Source organism: uncultured Gelidibacter sp. (assembly GCF_947500795.1).
GTDB lineage: Bacteria > Bacteroidota > Bacteroidia > Flavobacteriales > Flavobacteriaceae > Gelidibacter.
In genome coordinates this window covers 417,260-438,349 of the sequence record NZ_CANMTE010000002.1, presented here as the reverse complement: position 1 = coordinate 438,349, position 21,090 = coordinate 417,260, and the positions used below count along the sequence as shown (strand labels likewise).

The 21,090-nt window shown below is 37.7% G+C and carries 19 protein-coding genes; 8 read left to right on the top strand and 11 right to left on the bottom strand.

All coding sequences use genetic code 11. The annotated features are described in order from the left end of the window. Positions 1-19: 19 nt before the first annotated feature. The 7 genes from Q0947_RS07170 to Q0947_RS07140 form a co-directional block, all read right to left on the bottom strand. The gene (locus Q0947_RS07170) at positions 20-670 is read right to left on the bottom strand and encodes a DUF4377 domain-containing protein (protein WP_299394441.1); all 651 of its coding nucleotides are present in this window, start codon (positions 668-670) and stop codon (positions 20-22) included. Positions 671-795: 125 nt separating this feature from the next. Continuing rightward, positions 796-1,839, bottom strand: coding sequence for a zinc metalloprotease (locus Q0947_RS07165; protein WP_299394437.1), 1,044 nt, complete (start codon positions 1,837-1,839; stop codon positions 796-798). Positions 1,840-2,033: 194 nt separating this feature from the next. Continuing rightward, positions 2,034-3,248 (bottom strand): cysteine desulfurase, encoded by a 1,215-nt coding sequence (locus tag Q0947_RS07160; protein WP_299394433.1) that lies wholly within the window; start codon positions 3,246-3,248, stop codon positions 2,034-2,036. A gap of 131 nt (positions 3,249-3,379) precedes the next feature. Further along, a complete protein-coding gene (sufD, locus tag Q0947_RS07155; protein WP_299394429.1) occupies positions 3,380-4,693 on the bottom strand; it encodes a Fe-S cluster assembly protein SufD in 1,314 nt (437 codons plus the stop codon). Between the two features lie 72 nt (positions 4,694-4,765). Further along, positions 4,766-5,518, bottom strand: coding sequence for a Fe-S cluster assembly ATPase SufC (sufC, locus tag Q0947_RS07150; protein WP_299394423.1), 753 nt, complete (start codon positions 5,516-5,518; stop codon positions 4,766-4,768). Positions 5,519-5,638: 120 nt separating this feature from the next. Then, complete coding sequence (gene sufB, locus Q0947_RS07145) at positions 5,639-7,087, bottom strand: Fe-S cluster assembly protein SufB (protein WP_299394418.1); 1,449 nt, start codon at positions 7,085-7,087, stop codon at positions 5,639-5,641. 51 nt (positions 7,088-7,138) lie between these two features. After that, positions 7,139-7,468, bottom strand: a complete 330-nt coding sequence (locus Q0947_RS07140) for an iron-sulfur cluster assembly accessory protein (RefSeq protein WP_299394414.1) — start codon at positions 7,466-7,468, stop codon at positions 7,139-7,141. A 173-nt stretch (positions 7,469-7,641) separates the two neighbouring features. Between Q0947_RS07140 and thiL the strand changes: the two genes are divergently transcribed. Continuing rightward, the gene (thiL, locus tag Q0947_RS07135; RefSeq protein ID WP_299394409.1) at positions 7,642-8,691 is read left to right on the top strand and encodes a thiamine-phosphate kinase; all 1,050 of its coding nucleotides are present in this window, start codon (positions 7,642-7,644) and stop codon (positions 8,689-8,691) included. 419 nt (positions 8,692-9,110) lie between these two features. On the opposite strand, the gene Q0947_RS07130 is transcribed toward thiL, so the two are convergent. Next, positions 9,111-9,374, bottom strand: a complete 264-nt coding sequence (locus Q0947_RS07130) for a DUF1660 family phage protein (RefSeq protein WP_299394405.1) — start codon at positions 9,372-9,374, stop codon at positions 9,111-9,113. Between the two features lie 64 nt (positions 9,375-9,438). Further along, positions 9,439-10,212 carry an alpha/beta hydrolase gene (locus Q0947_RS07125; protein WP_299394401.1) on the bottom strand — a complete coding sequence of 258 codons (774 nt, stop codon included), beginning with the start codon at positions 10,210-10,212 and terminating at the stop codon, positions 9,439-9,441. Positions 10,213-10,294: 82 nt separating this feature from the next. On the opposite strand from Q0947_RS07125, the gene brnQ reads away from it, so the two are divergent. After that, entirely contained in the window at positions 10,295-11,578 is a 1,284-nt protein-coding gene (gene brnQ / locus Q0947_RS07120; protein ID WP_299394397.1) for a branched-chain amino acid transport system II carrier protein, read from the top strand. On the opposite strand, the gene Q0947_RS07115 is transcribed toward brnQ, so the two are convergent. Then, positions 11,556-12,212, bottom strand: a complete 657-nt coding sequence (locus Q0947_RS07115) for a hypothetical protein (protein ID WP_299394392.1) — start codon at positions 12,210-12,212, stop codon at positions 11,556-11,558. The genes brnQ and Q0947_RS07115 overlap by 23 nt on opposite strands. 103 nt (positions 12,213-12,315) lie before the next feature. Here Q0947_RS07115 and Q0947_RS07110 point away from each other — a divergent pair, with 103 nt between their 5' ends. Continuing rightward, entirely contained in the window at positions 12,316-13,638 is a 1,323-nt protein-coding gene (locus Q0947_RS07110) for an aspartate kinase (RefSeq protein WP_299394388.1), read from the top strand. A 56-nt stretch (positions 13,639-13,694) separates the two neighbouring features. Here the strand turns inward: Q0947_RS07110 and Q0947_RS07105 are convergent, their stop codons facing one another. Then, complete coding sequence (locus Q0947_RS07105) at positions 13,695-14,987, bottom strand: aminopeptidase P family protein (RefSeq protein ID WP_299394384.1); 1,293 nt, start codon at positions 14,985-14,987, stop codon at positions 13,695-13,697. Between the two features lie 289 nt (positions 14,988-15,276). Here Q0947_RS07105 and Q0947_RS07100 point away from each other — a divergent pair, with 289 nt between their 5' ends. The 5 genes from Q0947_RS07100 to Q0947_RS07080 all read left to right on the top strand — a co-directional run bounded on the left by Q0947_RS07100 (position 15,277) and on the right by Q0947_RS07080 (position 21,080). After that, complete coding sequence (locus tag Q0947_RS07100; RefSeq protein WP_299394379.1) at positions 15,277-16,509, top strand: hypothetical protein; 1,233 nt, start codon at positions 15,277-15,279, stop codon at positions 16,507-16,509. Positions 16,510-16,604: 95 nt separating this feature from the next. After that, on the top strand, positions 16,605-17,279 hold the full coding sequence (locus tag Q0947_RS07095; RefSeq protein ID WP_299394375.1) for a succinate dehydrogenase cytochrome b subunit: 675 nt from the start codon (positions 16,605-16,607) through the stop codon (positions 17,277-17,279). A gap of 12 nt (positions 17,280-17,291) precedes the next feature. Then, positions 17,292-19,289, top strand: a complete 1,998-nt coding sequence (locus tag Q0947_RS07090; RefSeq protein WP_299394371.1) for a fumarate reductase/succinate dehydrogenase flavoprotein subunit — start codon at positions 17,292-17,294, stop codon at positions 19,287-19,289. A gap of 11 nt (positions 19,290-19,300) precedes the next feature. Then, the gene (locus Q0947_RS07085) at positions 19,301-20,047 is read left to right on the top strand and encodes a succinate dehydrogenase/fumarate reductase iron-sulfur subunit (protein WP_299394368.1); all 747 of its coding nucleotides are present in this window, start codon (positions 19,301-19,303) and stop codon (positions 20,045-20,047) included. 100 nt (positions 20,048-20,147) lie between these two features. After that, on the top strand, positions 20,148-21,080 hold the full coding sequence (locus Q0947_RS07080) for a M28 family peptidase (protein ID WP_299394365.1): 933 nt from the start codon (positions 20,148-20,150) through the stop codon (positions 21,078-21,080). Positions 21,081-21,090: the final 10 nt, after the last annotated feature.

The window sequence follows — 21,090 nt, the reverse complement described above, 5'->3', positions numbered from 1 at the left end:
TAGTTTAAGATGTTAGGAATTAGTCATGTGCATAAACGCATGCCATTATTTTTTTATTGTGCTTATCCATTAGCAACAAACTGTCGCCCTTAATTTTGTAGCGCTTTACATGAGGCAGGTTCTCAACAAATAAGTACTCGACCTCATTTGTTTTGCACCCCATATCCGTCGTTTTGGCAATGCTGGTTTTAAATTTTTTAGCATCTAATTCCAAAGAGCCTAAGAACTTATTGCAACTTGTATTCCCTTTTATCTGATTTTCCGAAATACTAAACACTGGATTTCTCGGCAATCGTGTTTGATCCAATATGTCCACCACAATCCAAAAGCCGTTATCTAAGGTTAATGGGGTCTTGGTTTGTTCTTCTATGCGCACTAATGTGTAGGACGGTTGTGGCGCTTCCGCAGAAGTGTTTTCGGCCGAACTAACTGAGACTTTTAATTTATAAAAATTCCCTTCCTCATAATCAAAACCATCAATGGTGCCAGAAAAATTTGTCCACGGCGCATCTTCAGATGTTTTTATTTGAAGACATTTTTGCGATGCATCATCGGCACACGCCACAGAAGCATTCTTAACATATATAATTTTTTCTGAGGATAGTAATTGGCACGAAGTAAACCACAAAAAACTAAACACTAATACTACAGACGCTAATCTCACTTTCATATTTTAAAACCTTTTCCATAGACAAAGGTCTTAATTTAAGATAAGGATTTTCGCCTTATCGGCATTTAAATTTGTCAACAAAAAATGCCTCATAAAGAGGCATTTTGTTTCATATTTATGTGTTTTTAGTTTGCCATAGCAGCTCTAGGACCTCCTGAAGCAAAGATGGTACGCATTCTTGATTTCTGACCTAAACTAAACATGCTCATACAAGCGTCATTAGTATAATCCATATAGTTCATAGTCATGTCCGTAGATCTACAGTTAACTGTTGGGTAAGATGGACAACCATAATTTGGGCCATCAGAAGTTGGCGTATCAGCAACATAATCATCTTGATTACATCTTCCATCACCCCAAATGTGACGTAAGTTTAAATAATGTCCAACCTCATGTGTTAATGTTCTTCCTTTATCAAATGGAGAAGACACATAGCCTGTAGTTCCAAAATAGTTAGGCCCTACTACAACACCGTCTGTAGCAAGTGGACCTCCAGGAAACTGTGCGTAACCTAAAATACCACCGCCAATGTTACAAACCCAAATGTTTAAATGAGTTTCTGGAGATACTGGTGGATAAACACTTTTCACTTGGTCATTAGTTCCCCATGAGGTTTTTGAATTAGCGTGTCTGAATGTGTTAACAAGTGTAAACTGCACTTCAGTATCAGCTGCAAGGCCAGCAAATTCTGCTGGAATAGTATTTAGATCAGAGTTTGTTTTTCTGAAATCCTTATTTAAAACTGCCATTTGTGAAGCAATTTGCTGATCAGAGATATTTTCCTGAGAATTGCTGTACACCACATGTACATAAACCGGAATAGTTATTACCCCTAAGTTATCTGATGGTGGTGTCGGGTCTTCTCCGCCTCCGCCGCCTGGCTTACCTTTTCCTACTTGACTTTTTCTTGTATGATACTCTACGTCATACATTTTTTTGTATAGCCCCGGGTTTTCATCCAATAACCTGTTCAGGTTAGCCATGGAAAAACAATTCTTTAACGCCGCATCTGATGAAGGTCTAGCCTCTCCTGTGTCAGCAAGATCTGTATACAAGTTAAAGTCACTCATATCAACACTTACTTGCTCTTGATTGATCGCTTCTTCGTTTTTATCACAAGATGTGAAAACGAGTGCTAAAGCTGCCATTCCTAGGAAAATTTTTTTCATATAAATCTATGTTTTAAGTTAAAATTTTCCCTAAAGTAGAGTATTGAAATAAAAAACAAGCTAAATTGATAACTTTTTTAATGATTTTTCGATGAAATGCAAATTGCAATTTATTCGCAATTTGGCATAAAAAAAACACCCTTTCGGATGTTTTTCTACTATAGTTTACTGAGTTTTATAACGTTGAAGACCATCTATGAAAGCATTAATTGGGCTTTTTTAGTGGCAGATACCAAGGCATCAATTTCTTCCTTCGTATTGTAAAAAGCAAAAGACGCTCTTATGGTTCCAGGAATCTTAAAATAATTCATAATAGGTTGTGCACAATGATGTCCGGTACGTACCGCAATGCCCATTTTATCTAGCAATGTGCCCACATCATATGGATGAATACCTTCTAAGTTGAAAGAAATTACTGATGTTTTTTCTTTTGCAGTCCCATAAATTTTTAAGCCTTCTATTTTTAGAAGTTCCGCCGTAGCATAGTCTAAAAGTTCATGCTCGTAAGCAGCAATTTTATCGAAGCCTATAGTATTCATATAATCTATTGCTGCTCCGAAAGCGATACCTCCGCAGATATTTGGTGTACCTGCTTCAAATTTGTGAGGCAAGTCAGCATAAGTAGTGTTCTCAAATGTAACTTCAGCAATCATCTCCCCACCGCCTTGATAAGGAGGTAGTTTATTTAGCCATTCTTCTTTTCCATACAACATCCCAACCCCTGTTGGACCACACATTTTATGAGCTGATGCCACATAAAAATCGACATCAAGCGCTTGCACATCTGGTTTCACATGAGGGCATGCCTGCGCCCCATCAATCAATACCGCTGCTCCAACGGCGTGTGCTTTTTGGATGATGAACTCAATAGGATTAATGGTTCCTAAGGCGTTTGATATATGATTTACAAAAACAAGTTTTGTTTTGTCAGAGAGTAAGTCCGTGTAAGCAGACATGACCAATTCGCCTTCGTCATTCATAGGAATGACCTTTAAAATTGCGCCAGTACGCTCGCACAACATTTGCCAAGGCACAATATTGCTATGGTGTTCTAAAGCCGAAACAATAATTTCATCGCCTTTTTCCAATAGCGCGGTAAAACCACTTGCCACCAAATTGATGCCGTGTGTAGTACCTGAGGTCATGATGATTTCATGAGACGCCTTTGCATTAAAATGCTTCTGAATCTTAAGGCGTGCCTGTTCGTATTTGTCAGTTGCTTCTTGACTTAACGTATGCACACCTCTGTGAATATTCGCGTTGTAATTTGAATAATAATCTACAATAACATCAATAACCTGTTGTGGGGTTTGTGAGGTTGCAGCATTGTCAAAATACACCAAAGACTTCCCATTAACTTGTCTTTTAAGTATTGGGAAGTCTTTTCTTATAGTTTCTACGTTGAACATAGGTTTTATTTTTTCATAGCCCAGATTGAGGCATTGTTGGAGCTCCTCGTAGAGAGCGACTGCCGAAAGCTGGAAATAGCTCCAAATAAAATAAATTCAAATTTAATTTAAGAGGATCTTGCGTTTAGGAATTACAGATCGAAGCCAATATTAACCCCTAATTTAGTCGCGATAATCTTAGTGATACGCTGTTTAATTTCTGGGATTTTAACTGAACTCATAACATTGTTACTAAAAGCAAACATCAATAATGCTTTTGCTTCCTTTTCTGGAACACCTCTAGAACGCAAGTAAAACATAGCAGTTTCATCTAACTGTCCGATGGTACAGCCATGAGAACATTTCACGTCATCAGCAAAAATCTCTAATTGAGGCTTCGTGTTGATGGTCGCTTTATCACTCAACAAAATATTATTGTTGGCTTGAAATGCATTGGTTTTTTGTGCTTCTCTATCCACCAAAACTTTACCATTAAATACACCGGTACTGCTGTCTCCAAAAATACCTTTGTAGTCTTGATGGCTTTCGCAATTTGGTTCAATATGGTGAACAAGAGTGTTGTGATCTACATGTTGTTTGTTACCGATAATGGTAATTCCCTTCATTGTAGAATCTACACGTTCTCCATTTTGATAGAAATTCAGGTTATTACGGGTCAGTTTACCTCCAAAAGAAAACGTATGCACGGAAGCAACACTTTCTTGCTTTTGATTGACGAAAGTGCTGTCAATTAACGATGCGTTTTCATTGTCATTCTGGATTTTATAATAATCCACAATGGCACGTTTATTTGCGTAAATCTCAGTGACACTATTGGTCAACACTGGGTTTTCAGTCAAACTTTGGTGACGCTCAATAATTTGAACGTGTGAATTCTCATCCACCACAATCAAGTTACGAGGTTGCAACAATAATGCTGCTTCATTTCCTGTAGAAAAATGTACAATCTGAATTGGTTTTGCTACCAATTTATTTTTAGGAATATGAATGTAGGCACCTTCTTGAGAAAAAGCCGTATTTAAAGATGATAAGCTATCTTTTGTGGCCACTTTATTGAAATAATTCTCAATAATGAGTCTGTATTTAGGCTTTGTTAATGCTGATGACATTAAGCACACATCAATACCGTCATGCGTGGTCTCAGAAAGATGTGATGAATATTTCCCATCAATAAAGACAATCTTATAGGTGTCAATATCGTGGATGAAATATTTTTTAATATCGTTATAATCAATATGATTTTCGCGTTTTGGGAACACGCTATAATCATGCTTTAAAATACTGTTTAAAGACGTGTATTTCCAAGCCTCATCACGTTTGGATGGGAAACCTTGGGTTTCAAATTGCTTTATTGCTTCACTACGCACATCATGTACAGGCAAATCGATATCCACCTGATTTTCGAATGCCATAAATGAGGCTATGAGTTTTTCTTTTAATTCCATTTTTTCAGTCTTCAGTTGGCAGTTTTCAGTCAGCAGTCACTGAAGACTGCATCCTGTGGACTGCATACTTAATTAAGCGTTCACTTCCTCTTTAATCCAGTCGTAGCCTTTTTCTTCAAGCTCATGTGCCAATTCCTTACCTCCAGATTTTACGATACGTCCTTCAAACAATACGTGTACAAAATCAGGAACGATATGATCTAACAAACGTTGGTAGTGCGTAATAACAATGACTGCATTATCCCTACTTCTTAATTTGTTAACGCCGTTGGCTACAATGCGCAAAGCATCAATATCCAAACCAGAATCCGTTTCATCAAGGATTGCTAATTTAGGCTCCAACATGGCCATTTGGAATATTTCGTTACGCTTCTTCTCACCACCTGAAAATCCTTCGTTTAAAGATCTGGATAAAAATTTACGGTCAATCTCTAACATTTCAGATTTTTCGCGGATCAATTTCAACATCTCATTAGCTGGCATATCAGGAAGACCGTTTGCTTTACGGGTTTCATTGATAGCAGTTTTCATGAAGTTTGTTACAGAAACTCCAGGGATTTCTACAGGATATTGAAAAGACAGGAAAATACCTTTGTGAGCACGCTCTTCTGGTGCCATCTCGTCAATATTTACGTTTTCCAATAAGATCTCTCCTTCGGTTACTTCATATTCTTCCTTACCCGCAATAACAGATGCCAAGGTACTTTTACCAGAACCATTTGGTCCCATAATGGCATGTACTTCCCCTGCTTTCACTTCTAAATTAATGCCTCTTAAGATGGCTTTATCTTCAACACTTGCGTGTAAATTGTTAATTTTCAACATAAGATTTAACTTTCAATTATTATCCCTTTGCATCGGGACCAAATCCTGAGGGTTTACTTTCAGAATCTGACTATTTTATTTTCTAAACTTGTACTATTATATAATGACGGCGTTGGTGTATTATCCAACAGAGCCTTCTAAACTGATCTCCAATAATTTTTGAGCTTCCACGGCAAATTCCATCGGCAGCTTATTCAATACTTCCTTACTAAAACCGTTAACGATTAACGCAATGGCTTTCTCAGTATCGATTCCACGTTGATTACAGTAGAAAATTTGATCTTCACCAATTTTACTGGTCGTTGCCTCGTGTTCAATTATGGCCGATTTATTTTTGACCTCAATGTATGGGAAGGTATGCGCTCCACAATCATTACCCATCAATAAACTATCACACTGCGAGAAGTTACGGGCGTTATCAGCTCTTGAACTCACTTGAACCAATCCTCTATAGGAATTTTGAGATTTACCTGCAGAAATACCTTTGGAGATAATGGTCGATTTGGTATTTTTACCCAAATGGATCATTTTCGTTCCAGTATCTGCCTGTTGGTGATTGTTGGTAACGGCAATAGAGTAAAATTCACCTACTGAATTATCACCTTTTAAGATACAGCTTGGATATTTCCATGTAATTGCTGAACCTGTTTCCACTTGTGTCCATGAGATTTTTGCGTTTTTCTCACACAAGCCTCTTTTGGTTACGAAGTTATACACGCCACCTTTTCCTTCAGCATTTCCAGGGAACCAGTTCTGAACGGTTGAGTATTTAATCTCAGCATCATCCATAGCAATCAACTCTACCACAGCGGCATGCAATTGGTTCTCATCTCTACTTGGCGCGGTACAACCTTCCAAATAACTCACATAACTTCCTTCATCAGCAATCACAAGGGTTCTTTCAAACTGCCCTGTATTGGCTTGGTTGATTCGGAAATAGGTTGACAATTCCATTGGGCAACGCACGCCTTTTGGAATGTAGCAGAAACTACCATCACTAAATACAGCAGAATTTAAGGCTGCATAGAAATTGTCTTTTTGTGGCACCACTGTACCAATATATTTTCTTACTAATTCCGGATGCTCTCTAATAGCTTCACTTATAGAGCAGAAAATAATACCCTTTTCATTCAAGGTTTTCTTGAACGTTGTGGCTACTGAAACGGAGTCAATTACAACATCCATTGCAACACCTGCCAAGGCTTTCTGTTCATCAAGAGAAATACCTAGTTTTTTAAAGGTCTCCAATAGTTCAGGATCTACCTCATCTAAACTATCATACTTAGGTTTAGTATTTGGTGCGGAGTAATAAGAAATAGATTGAAAGTCTGGTTTTACGTATTTCACGTTCGCCCATTCTGGTTCAATCATATCTTTCCAGGCACGGAATGCTTCCAAACGCCAGTCCGTCATCCATTGTGGTTCTTCTTTTTTCAATGAGATGGCGCGAACAACATCTTCATCTAAACCAATGGGAAACGTATCTGACTCCATATCCGTGTAAAAACCATACTCGTATTCCTTGGTTTTTAATTCTTCTCTTAAGTCGTCTTCTGTGTATTTCGTCATGTCAATTTCATTAATTATTCATTTTCTTCCTCTTAGGAAGATGGGATGGGTTTAAAGGGAAAATGATTCCCCACATCCGCAGGTACGATTGGCGTTTGGATTGTTAAATACAAAGCCTGCACCATTCAACCCTCCTGAATATTCAAGAGTTGTACCAATGAGGTATAAAAAGCTTTTTTTATCGACAATAATTTTGACACCATTATCTTCAAAAACTTTATCCTCACTGTCTTGTGATTTGTCAAATTTCAAATCATATGATAAACCCGAACAACCACCACTTTTCACAGCAACGCGTACAAAGTCGGTTAACGAGTTGTAGCCATCTTCAGTCATCAGTTCAATGACCTTCTTTTTAGCTGATTCAGATACTTTTATCATGCGTTATATAGATTATTTCTAAATAGACCACAAATATACAACTTAAGAAGTGTTTTACCATACAACCTAACATTATATTAGTAAATGGTACTATAGGAAATTGCACATAGTGATTATCATAATTTTCTGATAAAAACTGTTGTATTACTGGGCTTATTAATAAATTTGCAATTATGATAGAAGATAAAAACCAACAACGTACGTCTCTGGCTGATTTGGGTGAATTTGGCCTGATAGACCATTTAACCAAACATTTTGAAATTACACAAAAATCGACCGTAAAAGGGATTGGTGATGATGCCGCTGTTTTAGATTTTAAATCGAAACAAGTTGTGGTCAGCACCGACCTATTGGTAGAACATGTGCATTTTGATTTGAGCTACATGCCGCTCAAGCATTTGGGCTACAAAGCGATTATGGTCAATTTATCTGATATTTATGCCATGAACGCCACGGCCACACAAGTGACTATTTCCATTGCTGTGTCTAACAGGTTCCCGTTAGAAGCCATTGAAGAACTTTATACCGGCTTTGAAGCTGCCGCACAAGTGTACGGCGTGGATATTGTTGGCGGCGACACCACCTCTTCTACCACCGGATTGATCATTTCTGTAACAGCCATTGGCGAAGTCAATAAGAACGATGTAGTCTACAGAAGCGGTGCAAAACCTAATGATTTATTAGTTGTTTCTGGCGATTTAGGCGCCGCCTACATGGGTTTCCAAGTACTGCAAAGAGAAAAGGAAGTCTTTAAAGTGAATCCGAATAACCAGCCTGATTTAGATCCGTATACTTATATTGTTGAGCGACAGTTGAAACCTGAAGCGCGTAAGGACATCGTGAAGTTGCTTAAAGATTTAAAAGTGAAGCCAACGTCCATGATTGATATCAGCGATGGACTGTCGTCAGAAATCATCCATTTATGTAAACAAAGCGGTGTTGGAGCGGCATTATATGAAAATAAAATTCCGCTAGATCCACAAGTTATCTCTACATGTGAAGAATTCAATATTGATAGCACGACCATTGCTTTAAATGGCGGCGAAGATTATGAATTGTTAATGACTGTTTCCCAAGAAGATTTCCCAAAAATTAAAGGCAATCCACATTTAACCGTTATTGGTTATATGACAGAAAAAGAAAGAGGCATGCATTTAATTACGAGAGGAGAAACGCTTGTACCATTAATTGCGAAAGGCTGGAACGCATTAAAAGATCAATAAACGTTCTTTTTTAGCTTCCTGCGTTTGTTATAAAGCGATTTTAATTCTTGATTGATTTCACGCCTTTTATCGGTTAAAGGGATGAGATCCCCTTGATCGCTAGTGGTGAAATGCTTGCCGCACTGTGAACAAGTATACTCTTTAACGAACTTCGTGATTTCGTTTTTTATTATGAAACTGTGACTGAATAATCTGCAATATAAATTTTTCAAAACTCAAAATTTTATAACATCCTACATAGTAATCAAAACGAATTAATTTCGAAAAGATTATGTGTTAAGATTGTTTTAAATTAGAATTTAAAAGAAAAATATTCCGCGTCAGATTATGGCTTCACGATTGATAAGTATTCCATTTAAAAAATTGGATTGATCTGACAGTTTAAATACACTAAAGAGTAAAAAAGAGCATTGCCGGTATTAGTATGCAGGAACTCGGAAGCCTTTTTCCCTAGAACGTTCCATTCGACGCACGTACATTTCCTCTAATATGGAATTGATTTCTTTAAACTTAGGTGTCAATTCCGTCAAATCGCCATCGCTATTGGTGGTCAATTGTTTTTTGCAGCATTTACAGGTATATTCTTTAACATGTAGCGTCACTTTTTTAGAGACTTCGTACTTGTGTCCGAAAAGATTACAATAAAGCTTCATCGGAGCTGGTGCAGTATTGTTTTTTTTCATGATTATCTGTGTTTGAGAGGTCTAACTTACTCAAAATAAGCACAATTAACGCCAAAACACATTATTATTCGACAAAATGCATTAATTTGTAAGTTAATTCTTCTTTATTTTCGATATGCGACATGTGTCCGTCAGGAAAATCAACAATTTCAATGCCCAATGCTACCAACTGCGGGCGTACGCTATCATACTCTAAAACAGGATCCTTCCTGCCAAGGATAGCCAATTTTGGGATATTGAGATTTTTTAGCAACTCACTTCTGTCCTTCCGCACCTTCATACCTTCCAACGCCGCCACAATCCCTTGAACTGGCAACTGCATGGCAACCGATTTAATAAACTCGATGTCTTCATCAAAACGCTCCCTATTATCAGGACTGAACAAATTAGCGATAGACATTCTGATAAAATTCTTATGATTGTACTTCACAGCTTCTACCGCACGATCTCTGTTAGTTTGACGTTCCGGCGAATCAGGAAATGGCGACGAATTCATCAAACATAATTTCTCAACTTTGTGAGGATAGGCTTCAGCCAGCGCCAAGGCAACATAGCCTCCCATGGAATGCCCAATGACTACAGATTTTTCAATGTGTAAATGCTCCATAACGAACTTTACAACATCCGCCATCATTTCCATTGTATGGATGTAACCCAAACAGCCCGTCTCGCCATGACCTAATAAATCTATGGCAATTACTCTATGGCTTTTTGCAATTTCAGGAATTAAATCCTTCCACATGATTGAGGTTTCAAGAAAACCATGTAGTAAAACCACGGTTTTTCCGCGTCCTTGATCCTGATAAAAAACTGGGATGTCTTTGTATTCTACTATCATATTTAATCTATATTCGGCAAATATAAGTTATAGTCTTTAGTTGACCCTAATGAGTTGGCTATCAATTTTAAGCTTGCACGCAATGAATAGAACCAAGGACATTTTCATTACCGGTTTTGCATTATTTTCAATGTTTTTTGGAGCTGGAAATCTTATTTTACCACCTTTCTTAGGCTTTCAAGCGGGCGAAAAATGGTTATTGGTCACTATTGGTTTCGTTATTACCGCAGTAATTTTTCCCATTTTAGGTATCGTGGCGCATGCCAAATTACAAGGCACCATGTACGATTTTGGGAAAAAAGTATCGCCAATTTTCAGTACCATTTATTGTTTTACCGTCTATGGCATTTGCTTATTACTTCCTGGTCCAAGAACAGCTTCCGTAACACATGAAATGGCTATCGCACCGTTTTTCAATACGAGCAGCCTCTTAACCAGCACCATCTATTTTGTTTTGGTATTCATTTTTGTGATGAATCGCTCCCAAGTTTTAGACTTATTAGGCAAATATCTAACACCTATAATTATTGTCATCTTGTTGGCAATTATCGGGATTGCTGTGTTTTCGGCGCCGGGCGTTGTCCAACCCACACATTTTACCACACCGCTGGTTGATGGTATTTTAGAAGGCTATCAAACCTTTGATGCTATTGCAGCAATGGTTGTTGGCGCGGTGTTGATCATCTCCATAAATTTAAAGAATTCCAGTCCCGCTGCAGATAAACAAAAACTCATTTTTAAAGCGGGATTAGTAGCAGGTTTCGGATTATTCATCATCTATACAGGACTTGTATTAATCGGATCGTTACACAATTCAGAATTCCCAGAAGATGTGTCGAGATCCGCATTATTGCTAGGTTTAGGAAATAAGACCTTAGGAACAGCCGGCGCGAGCTTATTGAGTATTTTAATTGCCTTGGCATGTTTTACCACTGCCGTGGGAATTGTTACCGGTACTGCCGATTATTTAAAGGGGCTATTTAATAATTCCAAAACCGTCTATACAATTACCGCGATTATTGGAAGTGTCATGGGCATTGTTATTGGTCAATTTGATGTAAAATTCATCATAGATGTGGCTATTCCTGCCTTGATGTTTATCTATCCGATTACCATCATATTAATTCTGTTGAATGTTATTCCCGAAAAATGGGCCTCAGCGCTTGTTTTTAGAGGCACGGTAATTACGGCCTTTATCTTTAGCATTCCTGATTTCTTGAAGATTTTGATGCCTTCGGAGGGTTTAAATGCGATTATTGACACCATTCCTCTAGGTCACTATAATTTGGGATGGATTTTCCCATCACTATTAATATTTGTCCTACTTAATATGTATAAACAATTTAATCCTTCAACCGCTTCATAACAGAAAAGGCTCTGTCCACGACGTCATCTTCTACCAAAATTGTAAATTCATTGGTCGTGGATACCACTTCATAGAGTGCAATGCCTTCCCAAGCCAAGCGTTTAAAAATCTGATAATAAAGTCCGGTGACCTTGCTGTTATCTGAAGGCAAACTGATGGTAATTGCAGAAAGATCTGCTTTCTCTCCTATTAAAAGCTCAAACTGAAAATTCTTAAGAACGTTATGTTTTTGGGCTGATGATATTATAATGTTGCTTTCGTAAATACCACGCGTAAACGCATAAAACACATTGGAAAGCCCGTCCATATCTCGCATTATTTTGGAATGGCTATGGATTAAGGTTTTTGAATTTTGAAACGTGAAATCGGTGAGATTAGACCGTACGGTGATATCTCCCAAATGCTGAATGACGCGCTTAAGTTTTAATGAATTTCCAAAATCGACCGGAGGTTGATAACGTCGCAACGCCATCATGATAGCGCCAGATTTTACAGGCTTTCTGAGCATTTCTCCAATTGGCGCTACCAACTCTTCCGCTAAAGCAGAATAATTGATAATTCCTCTGGACAACGCCTCTTCCAAAAAGGGTTGTGCAATCAAAATCTCCTGCACGCACGCTGCAATTGTTCTCATTTGTTAATTATATAACATTTTGTGTAAAATTAGTCAAAATTTTGAATTCTTATGGCTAAGAGGCTTAAGACCTCTACTTTCGTGCGCTTAATACATTATAATTATGCTTGTTTTAAAATTTGGAGGAACATCTGTAGGGTCAATTGAAAACATGACCAATGTTAAAAACATCATTAACGATGGCCAACGCAAAGTGGTGGTTTTATCTGCTATGTCAGGAACTACCAACACCTTGGTAACAATTTCAGAGTGCATAAAATTTAAGGAGATTGAAAATGCCTTAGACCTCATCTCTGATTTGCATACCACGTATAAGCATACGGTGGCGAAATTGATTCACAACGAAGCGCTGAAAACTGAAGTAGAGACTTATGTGCAATCGATATTTGATTCGCTTAAAGATGACACCAACGCTATTTATTCACCATTATTAGCCAATAAAATTGTTGCTCAAGGCGAATTGTTGTCCACCTTTATCTTCAGTCGTTTTTTAAAACAAGAAGGTCTGAATGCGTGTTTACTTCCCGCTTTGGAATTCATGCGGATTGATAAATTTAATGAACCCGATAATTTCTATATCCGTCAGAGTTTTAACCGCATCATCGAAGAGCGCCCTGAAGCGGACATTTATATCACCCAAGGATTTATCTGCTTAGATGCTGATGGCAATATTGCCAACTTACAACGTGGCGGAAGTGATTATACGGCTACAATTATTGGCGCTGCCTTACAGGCTACTGAAGTTCAAATCTGGACCGATATTGACGGTTTCCATAATAATGATCCGCGTTTTGTACCCGACACACATGCCATTTCAAATTTATCATTTGATGAAGCAGCGGAGTTGGCGTATTTCGGAGCTAAAATCTTACATCCACAAACCGTAATGCCTGTCAGAGAATTGGACATTCCTGTGCGATTAAAAAACACAATGTCACCTTCCTCTCACGGCACATTAATCACTAATGCTATTCATGGTGAAGGCATTAAAGCGATTGCAGCTAAAGACGGCATTACAGCCATTAAAATTAAATCGGCCCGAATGCTCCTTGCCCACGGATTCTTAAAAAAAGTATTCGAAATATTTGAGAAGTATGAGACGTCTATTGACATGATTACAACTTCTGAAATTGCAGTGTCTCTAACTATTGACGACACGAAACACCTTTCAGAAATAGTTGAAGAATTAGAAAAATTCGCCACAGTAGAAGTGGACGATTATAGAACCATTGTATGTTTAGTGGGGAATCAGATTGTCTATCATCCAGACACACCAAAATTATTCCAAATTCTGCAAGACGTCAATGTGAGAATGATTGCTTATGGTGGTAGCAACAACAATATATCATTGTTGATTAACACGAGCGATAAGGTTGAAACTTTAAGAAAACTCAACCGCTACGTATTCGACTTGGTACCTGCATAACGCAGTTACCATGTAAAAATAAAAAAGGCACTTTTTCAAGTGCCTTTTTCTTTATGTTATGAATTCATTATGTCTTCAATTTCGTCTGCTTCAATAGGAATATTACCCATCAAGTTAAACGGCTCTCCTGTTTTTTGGATGACCAAATCATCTTCCAATCGGACACCTAACCCTTCTTCAGGAATATAAATACCTGGCTCCACAGTAAAGACCATATTCTCTTGCATTGGCTCAGTTAAAATACCGTAATCATGCGTATCCAAACCGATATTGTGACTCGTACCATGCATAAAGTACTTTTTGTAAGCTGGCCAATCTTTATTTTCATTTTGAACATCGGCTTTGTCAAGTAGTTTAAGACCCAATAATTCTGACGTCATCATATCACCAACTTCTTTGTGGTATTCTGCCCAATCAGTTCCAGGAACCAACAGTTTAGAAGCTTCTTTTTTAACGCGGTTAACAGCATTGTACACTTCTTTTTGACGCTTAGAAAATCTACCGCCCACTGGAATCGTACGGGTCATATCACTTGAATAATTAGCGTATTCCGCACCAACATCCAATAGGATCAAATCGCCTTCTTTACATTGTTGATTGTTGACTACATAATGCAATACATTCGCATTGTTTCCAGCAGCAATAATTGGCGTATACGCAAAGCCTTTAGAACGGTTACGTAAAAATTCGTGCATCAATTCAGCTTCAATTTCATATTCCCAAACACCAGGTTTAACAAAACTCAACAGTCTTCTAAATCCTTTTTCAGTGATGTTACATGCTTTTTGCATCAAGTCAATCTCAATTGGATCTTTTACAGAACGTAAACGCTGTAAAATTGGATTACTCTTCGCAACAGAATGCGCAGGGTATTTCTCCTTTAACCATTTTGTGTAACGGTCTTCACGAGTTTCCGTTTCTACATTGGCACGATAATGTTCATTTGTATTGATGTAAACGGTATCACATTGCGTCATTAATTCAAACATGATTTTCTCCATGTCTTGCAACCAATACACGGTTTTGATACCAGATGTTTCAAACGCCGCTTCCTTACTCAATTTCTCACCTTCCCAAACAGCAATATGATCATTCGTTTCTTTTAAGAATAAAATTTCACGATGGTTTTCTTTTGGACAATCTGGGAAAAGCACCAAGATGCTTTCTTCCTGATCTACACCACTTAGATAAAAAATATCGCGGTGTTGTTGAAAAGGCATGGTGCTATCAGCACTAATTGGGTAAATATCATTTGAGTTGAAAACCGCTAAACTGCTCGGTTTCATTTGAGCCATAAAGTTTTTTCGGTTCTTTATAAAAAGTGTGCGGTCTATTTGATCGTATTTCATAATGTGAAGTTTTTTCAAAATTACAGTTTTAGTGTTGCTAAAAAAAATCTATAGCGGCTTTATGAAATTTTTAACCGTAAAATATGCGATGAGGAAATCAAATTTTAGACGCCTAGTCACATATCGTTTTAAAAAATTCATGCGGATTTTCAACTTCATATGATTAAGAATCATTTTTTTTCTATCTTTCTAACAGATTTTAATTTTCTTTTAGATTGAAATTCAATTGAATTTGTGGGATTTCACGCATGCTAATCTTACGCCCCTAACGCTTTAACCGCTAAATTACATGCTTAAATCCGCTCTGATTTTCTGCCTTATTCTTGTGTCTTCCTATGCATTTTCCCAAGAGTCGAGAGACCTAAAGATATTCTTTGATTGCGACATTTGCGATGTGACTTACATTAAACAAAACCTTACAAACGTTGAATTTGTAAGAGACCAAAATTATGCGGAAGTCCATTTATTTTTTACACGCCAAACCAATGGCAGCGGTGGCAGTGAGTATGCCATTGATTTTATAGGTCAAAAATCGTTTAAAGACCTTCAAGATCAAATCAAGTTTTCTACAGATTCAGATATGACCAGTGATGATATCAGAATTAAAATTTTAAAATATGTAAAATTAGGATTGGTCAGATATTGGATAAAGAAAGGCAGTACCGAGCACATTTCAGTGAACATTACGAAACCTCTAGAGAACGAAACGGCTACGGACAGCATTAGTGACCCTTGGAATTATTGGGTTTTTGGTACCTCCGTTTCTGGTTTTTATAGTGGTGAAGAATCGAGTAAATTCAGCAGTTTTAATGTCAACGTATCATCAAAACGTGTTACGGAGGCAAACAAGTTTTCCTTTAGGGCGGGTTTTACAGAGAATAAATCCACCTTTAGTTATAACGGCACTGATATTATTTCAAAGCGAAATTCAAAATACCTTTCTATTAGTGATATCATTAGTATCAGCGACCATTGGTCCGCAGGTGCGTTTGCCAATTTAGGATCATCAATGTATAGCAACCAAGAATTTTACTGGGAGTTTAAACCAGCAATTGAATACAATTTCTTCAACTATTCCGAATCAGCAAAAAAGCAGTTGGCCCTGACGTATTCTAATGGCATCGCTTATAACAACTATATTCAGCAATCGGTTTATGCCAAAGAAAATGAATACCTATGGGAGCATGAATTGAAATTAGGAGGCAGTGTCAACCAAAAATGGGGGAATATAAATGGTGAAGCCGCTTTTGAACAGTATTTGCACGACACAAGTCTTAATTCGCTTACCTTTTATTTAGGCACAAATATCAGAATAGTTAAAGGTTTTAACTTTAATTTGGGCGGCAGTTATAGCATTACCAGAAACCAAATCAATCTTCCGGCAGGCGATGTATCCTTAGAAAAACTCTTACTGCAACAACAACAATTAAGATCGGGTTATAATTATTTTTTCAACGTTGGTTTAAGTTACTCATTTGGTTCTATATATAACACGATCGTAAATCCGCGCTTTAATTTTTAATTAAAATCATTCCAAATAAGTATAAATATTTCTATTTTTTGGCATTCAATCGATTGAAGTGTATCTTTGCTTAACATTAAACTAACCTTCAAAAGATGAGCGGAATTTTAAATTCTTCAATTGGAAGAAAGTTTGCCATGGCACTTTCGGCATTCTTCCTCATGATTTTCTTATTACAACATTTTGCAATTAATATCCTATCAGTATTTAGTGCGGATACATTTAACGAGGCTTCTCATTTTATGGGAACCTTCTGGGTAGTGCAATATGTTTTTCAACCCATTTTAATTTTGGGCGTTCTTTTTCACTTTGTGATGGGAATGATCTTGGAAATAAGAAACAGAAACGCACGTAAAATTGCTTATGTCAAGAATAATGGCAGTGCCAATTCTACTTGGATGAGCAGAAACATGATTTGGACAGGTGGCGCGATTTTATTGTTCCTCGGACTCCATTTTTACGATTTCTGGTTACCGGAAATCAACACCAAATTCATAGAAGGAGACATGAGCGGCACGCTTGCAAATGGCGAATATCGCTATTTTGAAGAATTGCAGCACAAGTTTGTAGACGTATGGCGTGTAGCGCTTTACTGTCTTGCCTTTGTGTTTTTAGCACTTCACTTATTACACGGGTTCAGTTCTGCATTCCAATCGGTCGGAGCTAACAATAAATACACAAGAGGATTAAAAGGGTTTGGTAAAGCTTATGCAATCATTATCCCATTAGGATTTATTTTTATCGCACTTTATCATCATTTTAATCACTAAAAAATATCTAATATGGCTTTAGATTCAAAAATACCTGAAGGCCCACTGGCGGATAAGTGGACCAACTATAAAAACAACATTAACCTTGTCAACCCAGCTAACAAACGTAACATTGATGTTATCGTTGTAGGTACAGGTTTGGCTGGAGGTTCTGCCGCTGCTACTTTAGCAGAATTAGGCTATAACGTAAAAGCGTTTTGTTTCCAGGATTCACCACGTCGTGCTCACTCTATTGCTGCACAAGGTGGTATTAATGCTGCGAAAAACTATCAAGGTGATGGGGATTCTACTTACCGTTTATTTTATGATACTGTAAAAGGTGGTGATTACCGTTCTCGTGAGGCTAACGTGTATCGTTTGGCAGAAGTATCGGCAAATATCATTGACCAATGTGTTGCTCAAGGGGTTCCTTTTGCACGTGAATACGGCGGATTATTAGATAACCGTTCATTTGGTGGTGTTCTTGTATCAAGAACGTTTTATGCTGCTGGTCAAACAGGGCAACAATTATTATTAGGTGCTTATTCTGCCATGAACCGTCAAATTGGTCGTGGTAAAATCAAAATGTATAACCGTCACGAAATGTTAGACGTTGTTATCGTTGATGGAAAAGCACGAGGAATTATCGCAAGAAACTTGGTAACAGGTGAAATTGAGCGTCATTCTGCTCATGCTGTTGTATTAGGAACTGGAGGTTACGGAAACGTATTCTTCTTGTCAACCAATGCGATGGGAAGTAACGTAACGGCAGCTTGGAAAGCACACAAACGTGGCGCTTTCTTCGCAAACCCTTGCTATACTCAAATTCACCCAACTTGTATTCCTGTTTCTGGAGATCATCAATCTAAATTGACTTTGATGTCTGAATCGCTTCGTAATGACGGACGTATTTGGGTACCAAAAAACATGGAAGATGTTCTTGCCATTAGAGAAGGAAAATTAAAACCAACAGCAATTCCTGAAGAAAACAGAGATTATTATTTAGAGCGTCGTTACCCAGCATTCGGTAACTTAGTACCTCGTGATGTGGCCTCTCGTGCAGCAAAAGAACGTTGCGACGCTGGATATGGTGTTAATAAAACAGGTGAAGCCGTTTACTTAGATTTCGCATCTGCTATTGAGCGTTACGGAAAAGAACAAGCAACCGTAAGACATTTAGATGTTAACGATAAAGCGCTTGTTAAAAAATTAGGTCAAGAAGTTATCAGAGAAAAGTATGGCAACTTATTCCAGATGTATGAGAAAATCGTAGATCAGGATCCATATAACACTCCAATGATGATTTATCCAGCGGTGCATTACACCATGGGTGGACTTTGGGTTGATTACAACTTGATGACCAATGTACCTGGATTATATGCTATTGGAGAGGCAAACTTCTCTGACCACGGTGCTAACCGTCTTGGTGCTTCGGCATTGATGCAAGGTTTGGCTGATGGATATTTTGTATTGCCATATACTATTGGCGATTATCTATCGAAAGATATTCGTACAGGAAAAATACCTACAAATACACCTGAATTTGATCAAGCAGAGAAAAACGTTAAAGACAGTTTAGATCACTTAATCAATAATAAAGGAACACATTCTGTTGATCATTTCCATAAACGTCTTGGAAAAATCATGTGGAACAAATGCGGAATGGCTCGTAACGCACAAGGCTTACAAGAAGCTATTGTTGAAATTGCAGAGCTTCGTAAAGAATTCTGGAGAGATGTTAGAGTTCCTGGAACGCAAAACGAGTATAACGAGGAATTGGCAAAAGCAATGCGTGTAGCTGATTACTTGGAATTAGGTGAGTTATTTGCGAAAGATGCTTTACAAAGAGAAGAATCTGCTGGTGGACACTTTAGAGAAGAATACCAAACAGAAGAAGGTGAAGCATTGAGACGACCAGAATTCCAATATGTTGCGGCATGGGAATTTAAAGGTGAGCCAAAAGAGGCTGTTCTTCATAAGGAAGAATTGAAGTACGAGAATATTGAAGTGAAAGAGAGAAGTTATAAATAAGAAGTAACGTTATGAAATTAACCTTAAAAATATGGCGTCAAAAAAACGCTGACACCAAAGGAAAACTAGTCGATTACCAAATTGACGGTATTGAAGGCGATATGTCTTTCCTAGAAATGTTAGACGTTTTAAATGAACAACTCATTAATAAAGGCGAAGAACCAGTAGCATTTGATCACGACTGTCGTGAAGGTATTTGTGGTACTTGCTCATTATATATTAATGGAGAAGCTCATGGGCCTGACCGATTAGTAACTACGTGCCAATTGCATATGCGTATGTTCAATGACGGCGACACGATTCATATAGAGCCTTTTAGAGCAACTGCTTTCCCTGTCATTAAGGATTTAGTTGTAGACCGTAGTTCATTTGACCGTATTCAGCATGCTGGTGGATTTATCTCTGTCAACACTTCAGGAAACACGATAGATGCCAACGCTATTCCAATTAATAAACATGATGCTGATACAGCATTCGAATCTGCAACCTGTATTGGTTGTGGTGCATGTGTAGCGAGTTGTAAAAACTCATCTGCCATGTTATTTGTTGGTGCTAAAGTATCGCAATTTGCATTATTGCCACAAGGAAAAATTGAGGCTACAGAGCGTGTTTTAAACATGGTTAAGCAAATGGATGAAGAAGGTTTTGGTAACTGTACCAATACTGGAGCTTGTGAAGTGGAATGCCCTAAAGGTATTTCTCTTGAAAATATTGCACGATTAAACCGTGAATATTTAGCTGCAGGATTAAAAGGATAATCCAATCATATACTTCCCAAAAGGAAGAAATTAATATCACTCAAAATCCCAATGCTTTATTGGGATTTTTTGTTTCTTTATATCTTAAATACTCCCTATTATGAAGCACAAATTGTGCCTTTCGATTTTCGCATTGGTTTGCAGTATTACACTAGCTCATGCCCAGGTTACTGCGCAACAGATTAGTGTTGACGCACACTATGGTTTTAACACAGACAGTTTAATCCACCACATTAAAACCTTGTCTTCAGATGCCTTTGAAGGCAGACGTACAGGAACCGCCGGTGCTGAAAAAGCTAAACACTATATCATAGACAAATTCAAAATCTTAAATGTTGAACCATTAGTTAAGGATTACGAACAAGCATTTACATTTACGACAAGAGGCACCACCTACAATGCTGTCAATGTTTTAGGACTAATTAAAGGTTCAACAAAGCCAGAGGAATATATAGTTATCTCAGCGCATTATGATCACGAAGGCATCAAAAACAACCAAATTTATAATGGTGCGGATGATGATGCATCAGGTATAGCAGCACTTTTCGCATTTGCCGAATATCTTGAAAACCATCCGCCAGAGCATTCGGTTATTTTAGCAGCTTTTGATGCAGAAGAATTAGGCATTTCAGGTTCCCATCATTACGTCAACAATGCCATAGTTCCGTTGGATAAAATTAAGCTCAATATCAATATGGACATGATCAGTCGGAATGATAAAAACGAGCTATATGCCGTAGGAACAGCTTATAACACTACCTTAAAATCGGTTATTTCCAATTATAAAAGTTCAACAGATGTAATACTGCTAATGGGCCATGATGGTCAAGATGGGAAACAGAATTGGACCCACGCTTCAGACCATGCGCCGTTTCATAAAATGAAGATTCCATTTTTATACTTTGGTGTAGAAGACCACAAAGACTATCATAAACCTTCTGACACTTTTGAAAACATTCATCCGGAATTTTACAAAAATGCCGTTAAAACTATAATTTCAATTTTCGGCACAGTAGATGCCATGCAATTATAGATAAATATTT

What these genes read in the sequence shown, in the direction of transcription:
- Q0947_RS07170 (WP_299394441.1), bottom strand. Translation starts at nt 670, where the DNA reads ATGAAAGTGAGATTAGCGTCTGTAGTATTAGTGTTTAGTTTTTTGTGG.
- Q0947_RS07165 (WP_299394437.1), bottom strand. Translation starts at nt 1,839, where the DNA reads ATGAAAAAAATTTTCCTAGGAATGGCAGCTTTAGCACTCGTTTTCACA.
- Q0947_RS07160 (WP_299394433.1), bottom strand. Translation starts at nt 3,248, where the DNA reads ATGTTCAACGTAGAAACTATAAGAAAAGACTTCCCAATACTTAAAAGA.
- sufD (WP_299394429.1), bottom strand. Translation starts at nt 4,693, where the DNA reads ATGGAATTAAAAGAAAAACTCATAGCCTCATTTATGGCATTCGAAAAT.
- sufC (WP_299394423.1), bottom strand. Translation starts at nt 5,518, where the DNA reads ATGTTGAAAATTAACAATTTACACGCAAGTGTTGAAGATAAAGCCATC.
- sufB (WP_299394418.1), bottom strand. Translation starts at nt 7,087, where the DNA reads ATGACGAAATACACAGAAGACGACTTAAGAGAAGAATTAAAAACCAAG.
- Q0947_RS07140 (WP_299394414.1), bottom strand. Translation starts at nt 7,468, where the DNA reads ATGATAAAAGTATCTGAATCAGCTAAAAAGAAGGTCATTGAACTGATG.
- thiL (WP_299394409.1), top strand. Translation starts at nt 7,642, where the DNA reads ATGATAGAAGATAAAAACCAACAACGTACGTCTCTGGCTGATTTGGGT.
- Q0947_RS07130 (WP_299394405.1), bottom strand. Translation starts at nt 9,374, where the DNA reads ATGAAAAAAAACAATACTGCACCAGCTCCGATGAAGCTTTATTGTAAT.
- Q0947_RS07125 (WP_299394401.1), bottom strand. Translation starts at nt 10,212, where the DNA reads ATGATAGTAGAATACAAAGACATCCCAGTTTTTTATCAGGATCAAGGA.
- brnQ (WP_299394397.1), top strand. Translation starts at nt 10,295, where the DNA reads ATGAATAGAACCAAGGACATTTTCATTACCGGTTTTGCATTATTTTCA.
- Q0947_RS07115 (WP_299394392.1), bottom strand. Translation starts at nt 12,212, where the DNA reads ATGAGAACAATTGCAGCGTGCGTGCAGGAGATTTTGATTGCACAACCC.
- Q0947_RS07110 (WP_299394388.1), top strand. Translation starts at nt 12,316, where the DNA reads ATGCTTGTTTTAAAATTTGGAGGAACATCTGTAGGGTCAATTGAAAAC.
- Q0947_RS07105 (WP_299394384.1), bottom strand. Translation starts at nt 14,987, where the DNA reads ATGAAATACGATCAAATAGACCGCACACTTTTTATAAAGAACCGAAAA.
- Q0947_RS07100 (WP_299394379.1), top strand. Translation starts at nt 15,277, where the DNA reads ATGCTTAAATCCGCTCTGATTTTCTGCCTTATTCTTGTGTCTTCCTAT.
- Q0947_RS07095 (WP_299394375.1), top strand. Translation starts at nt 16,605, where the DNA reads ATGAGCGGAATTTTAAATTCTTCAATTGGAAGAAAGTTTGCCATGGCA.
- Q0947_RS07090 (WP_299394371.1), top strand. Translation starts at nt 17,292, where the DNA reads ATGGCTTTAGATTCAAAAATACCTGAAGGCCCACTGGCGGATAAGTGG.
- Q0947_RS07085 (WP_299394368.1), top strand. Translation starts at nt 19,301, where the DNA reads ATGAAATTAACCTTAAAAATATGGCGTCAAAAAAACGCTGACACCAAA.
- Q0947_RS07080 (WP_299394365.1), top strand. Translation starts at nt 20,148, where the DNA reads ATGAAGCACAAATTGTGCCTTTCGATTTTCGCATTGGTTTGCAGTATT.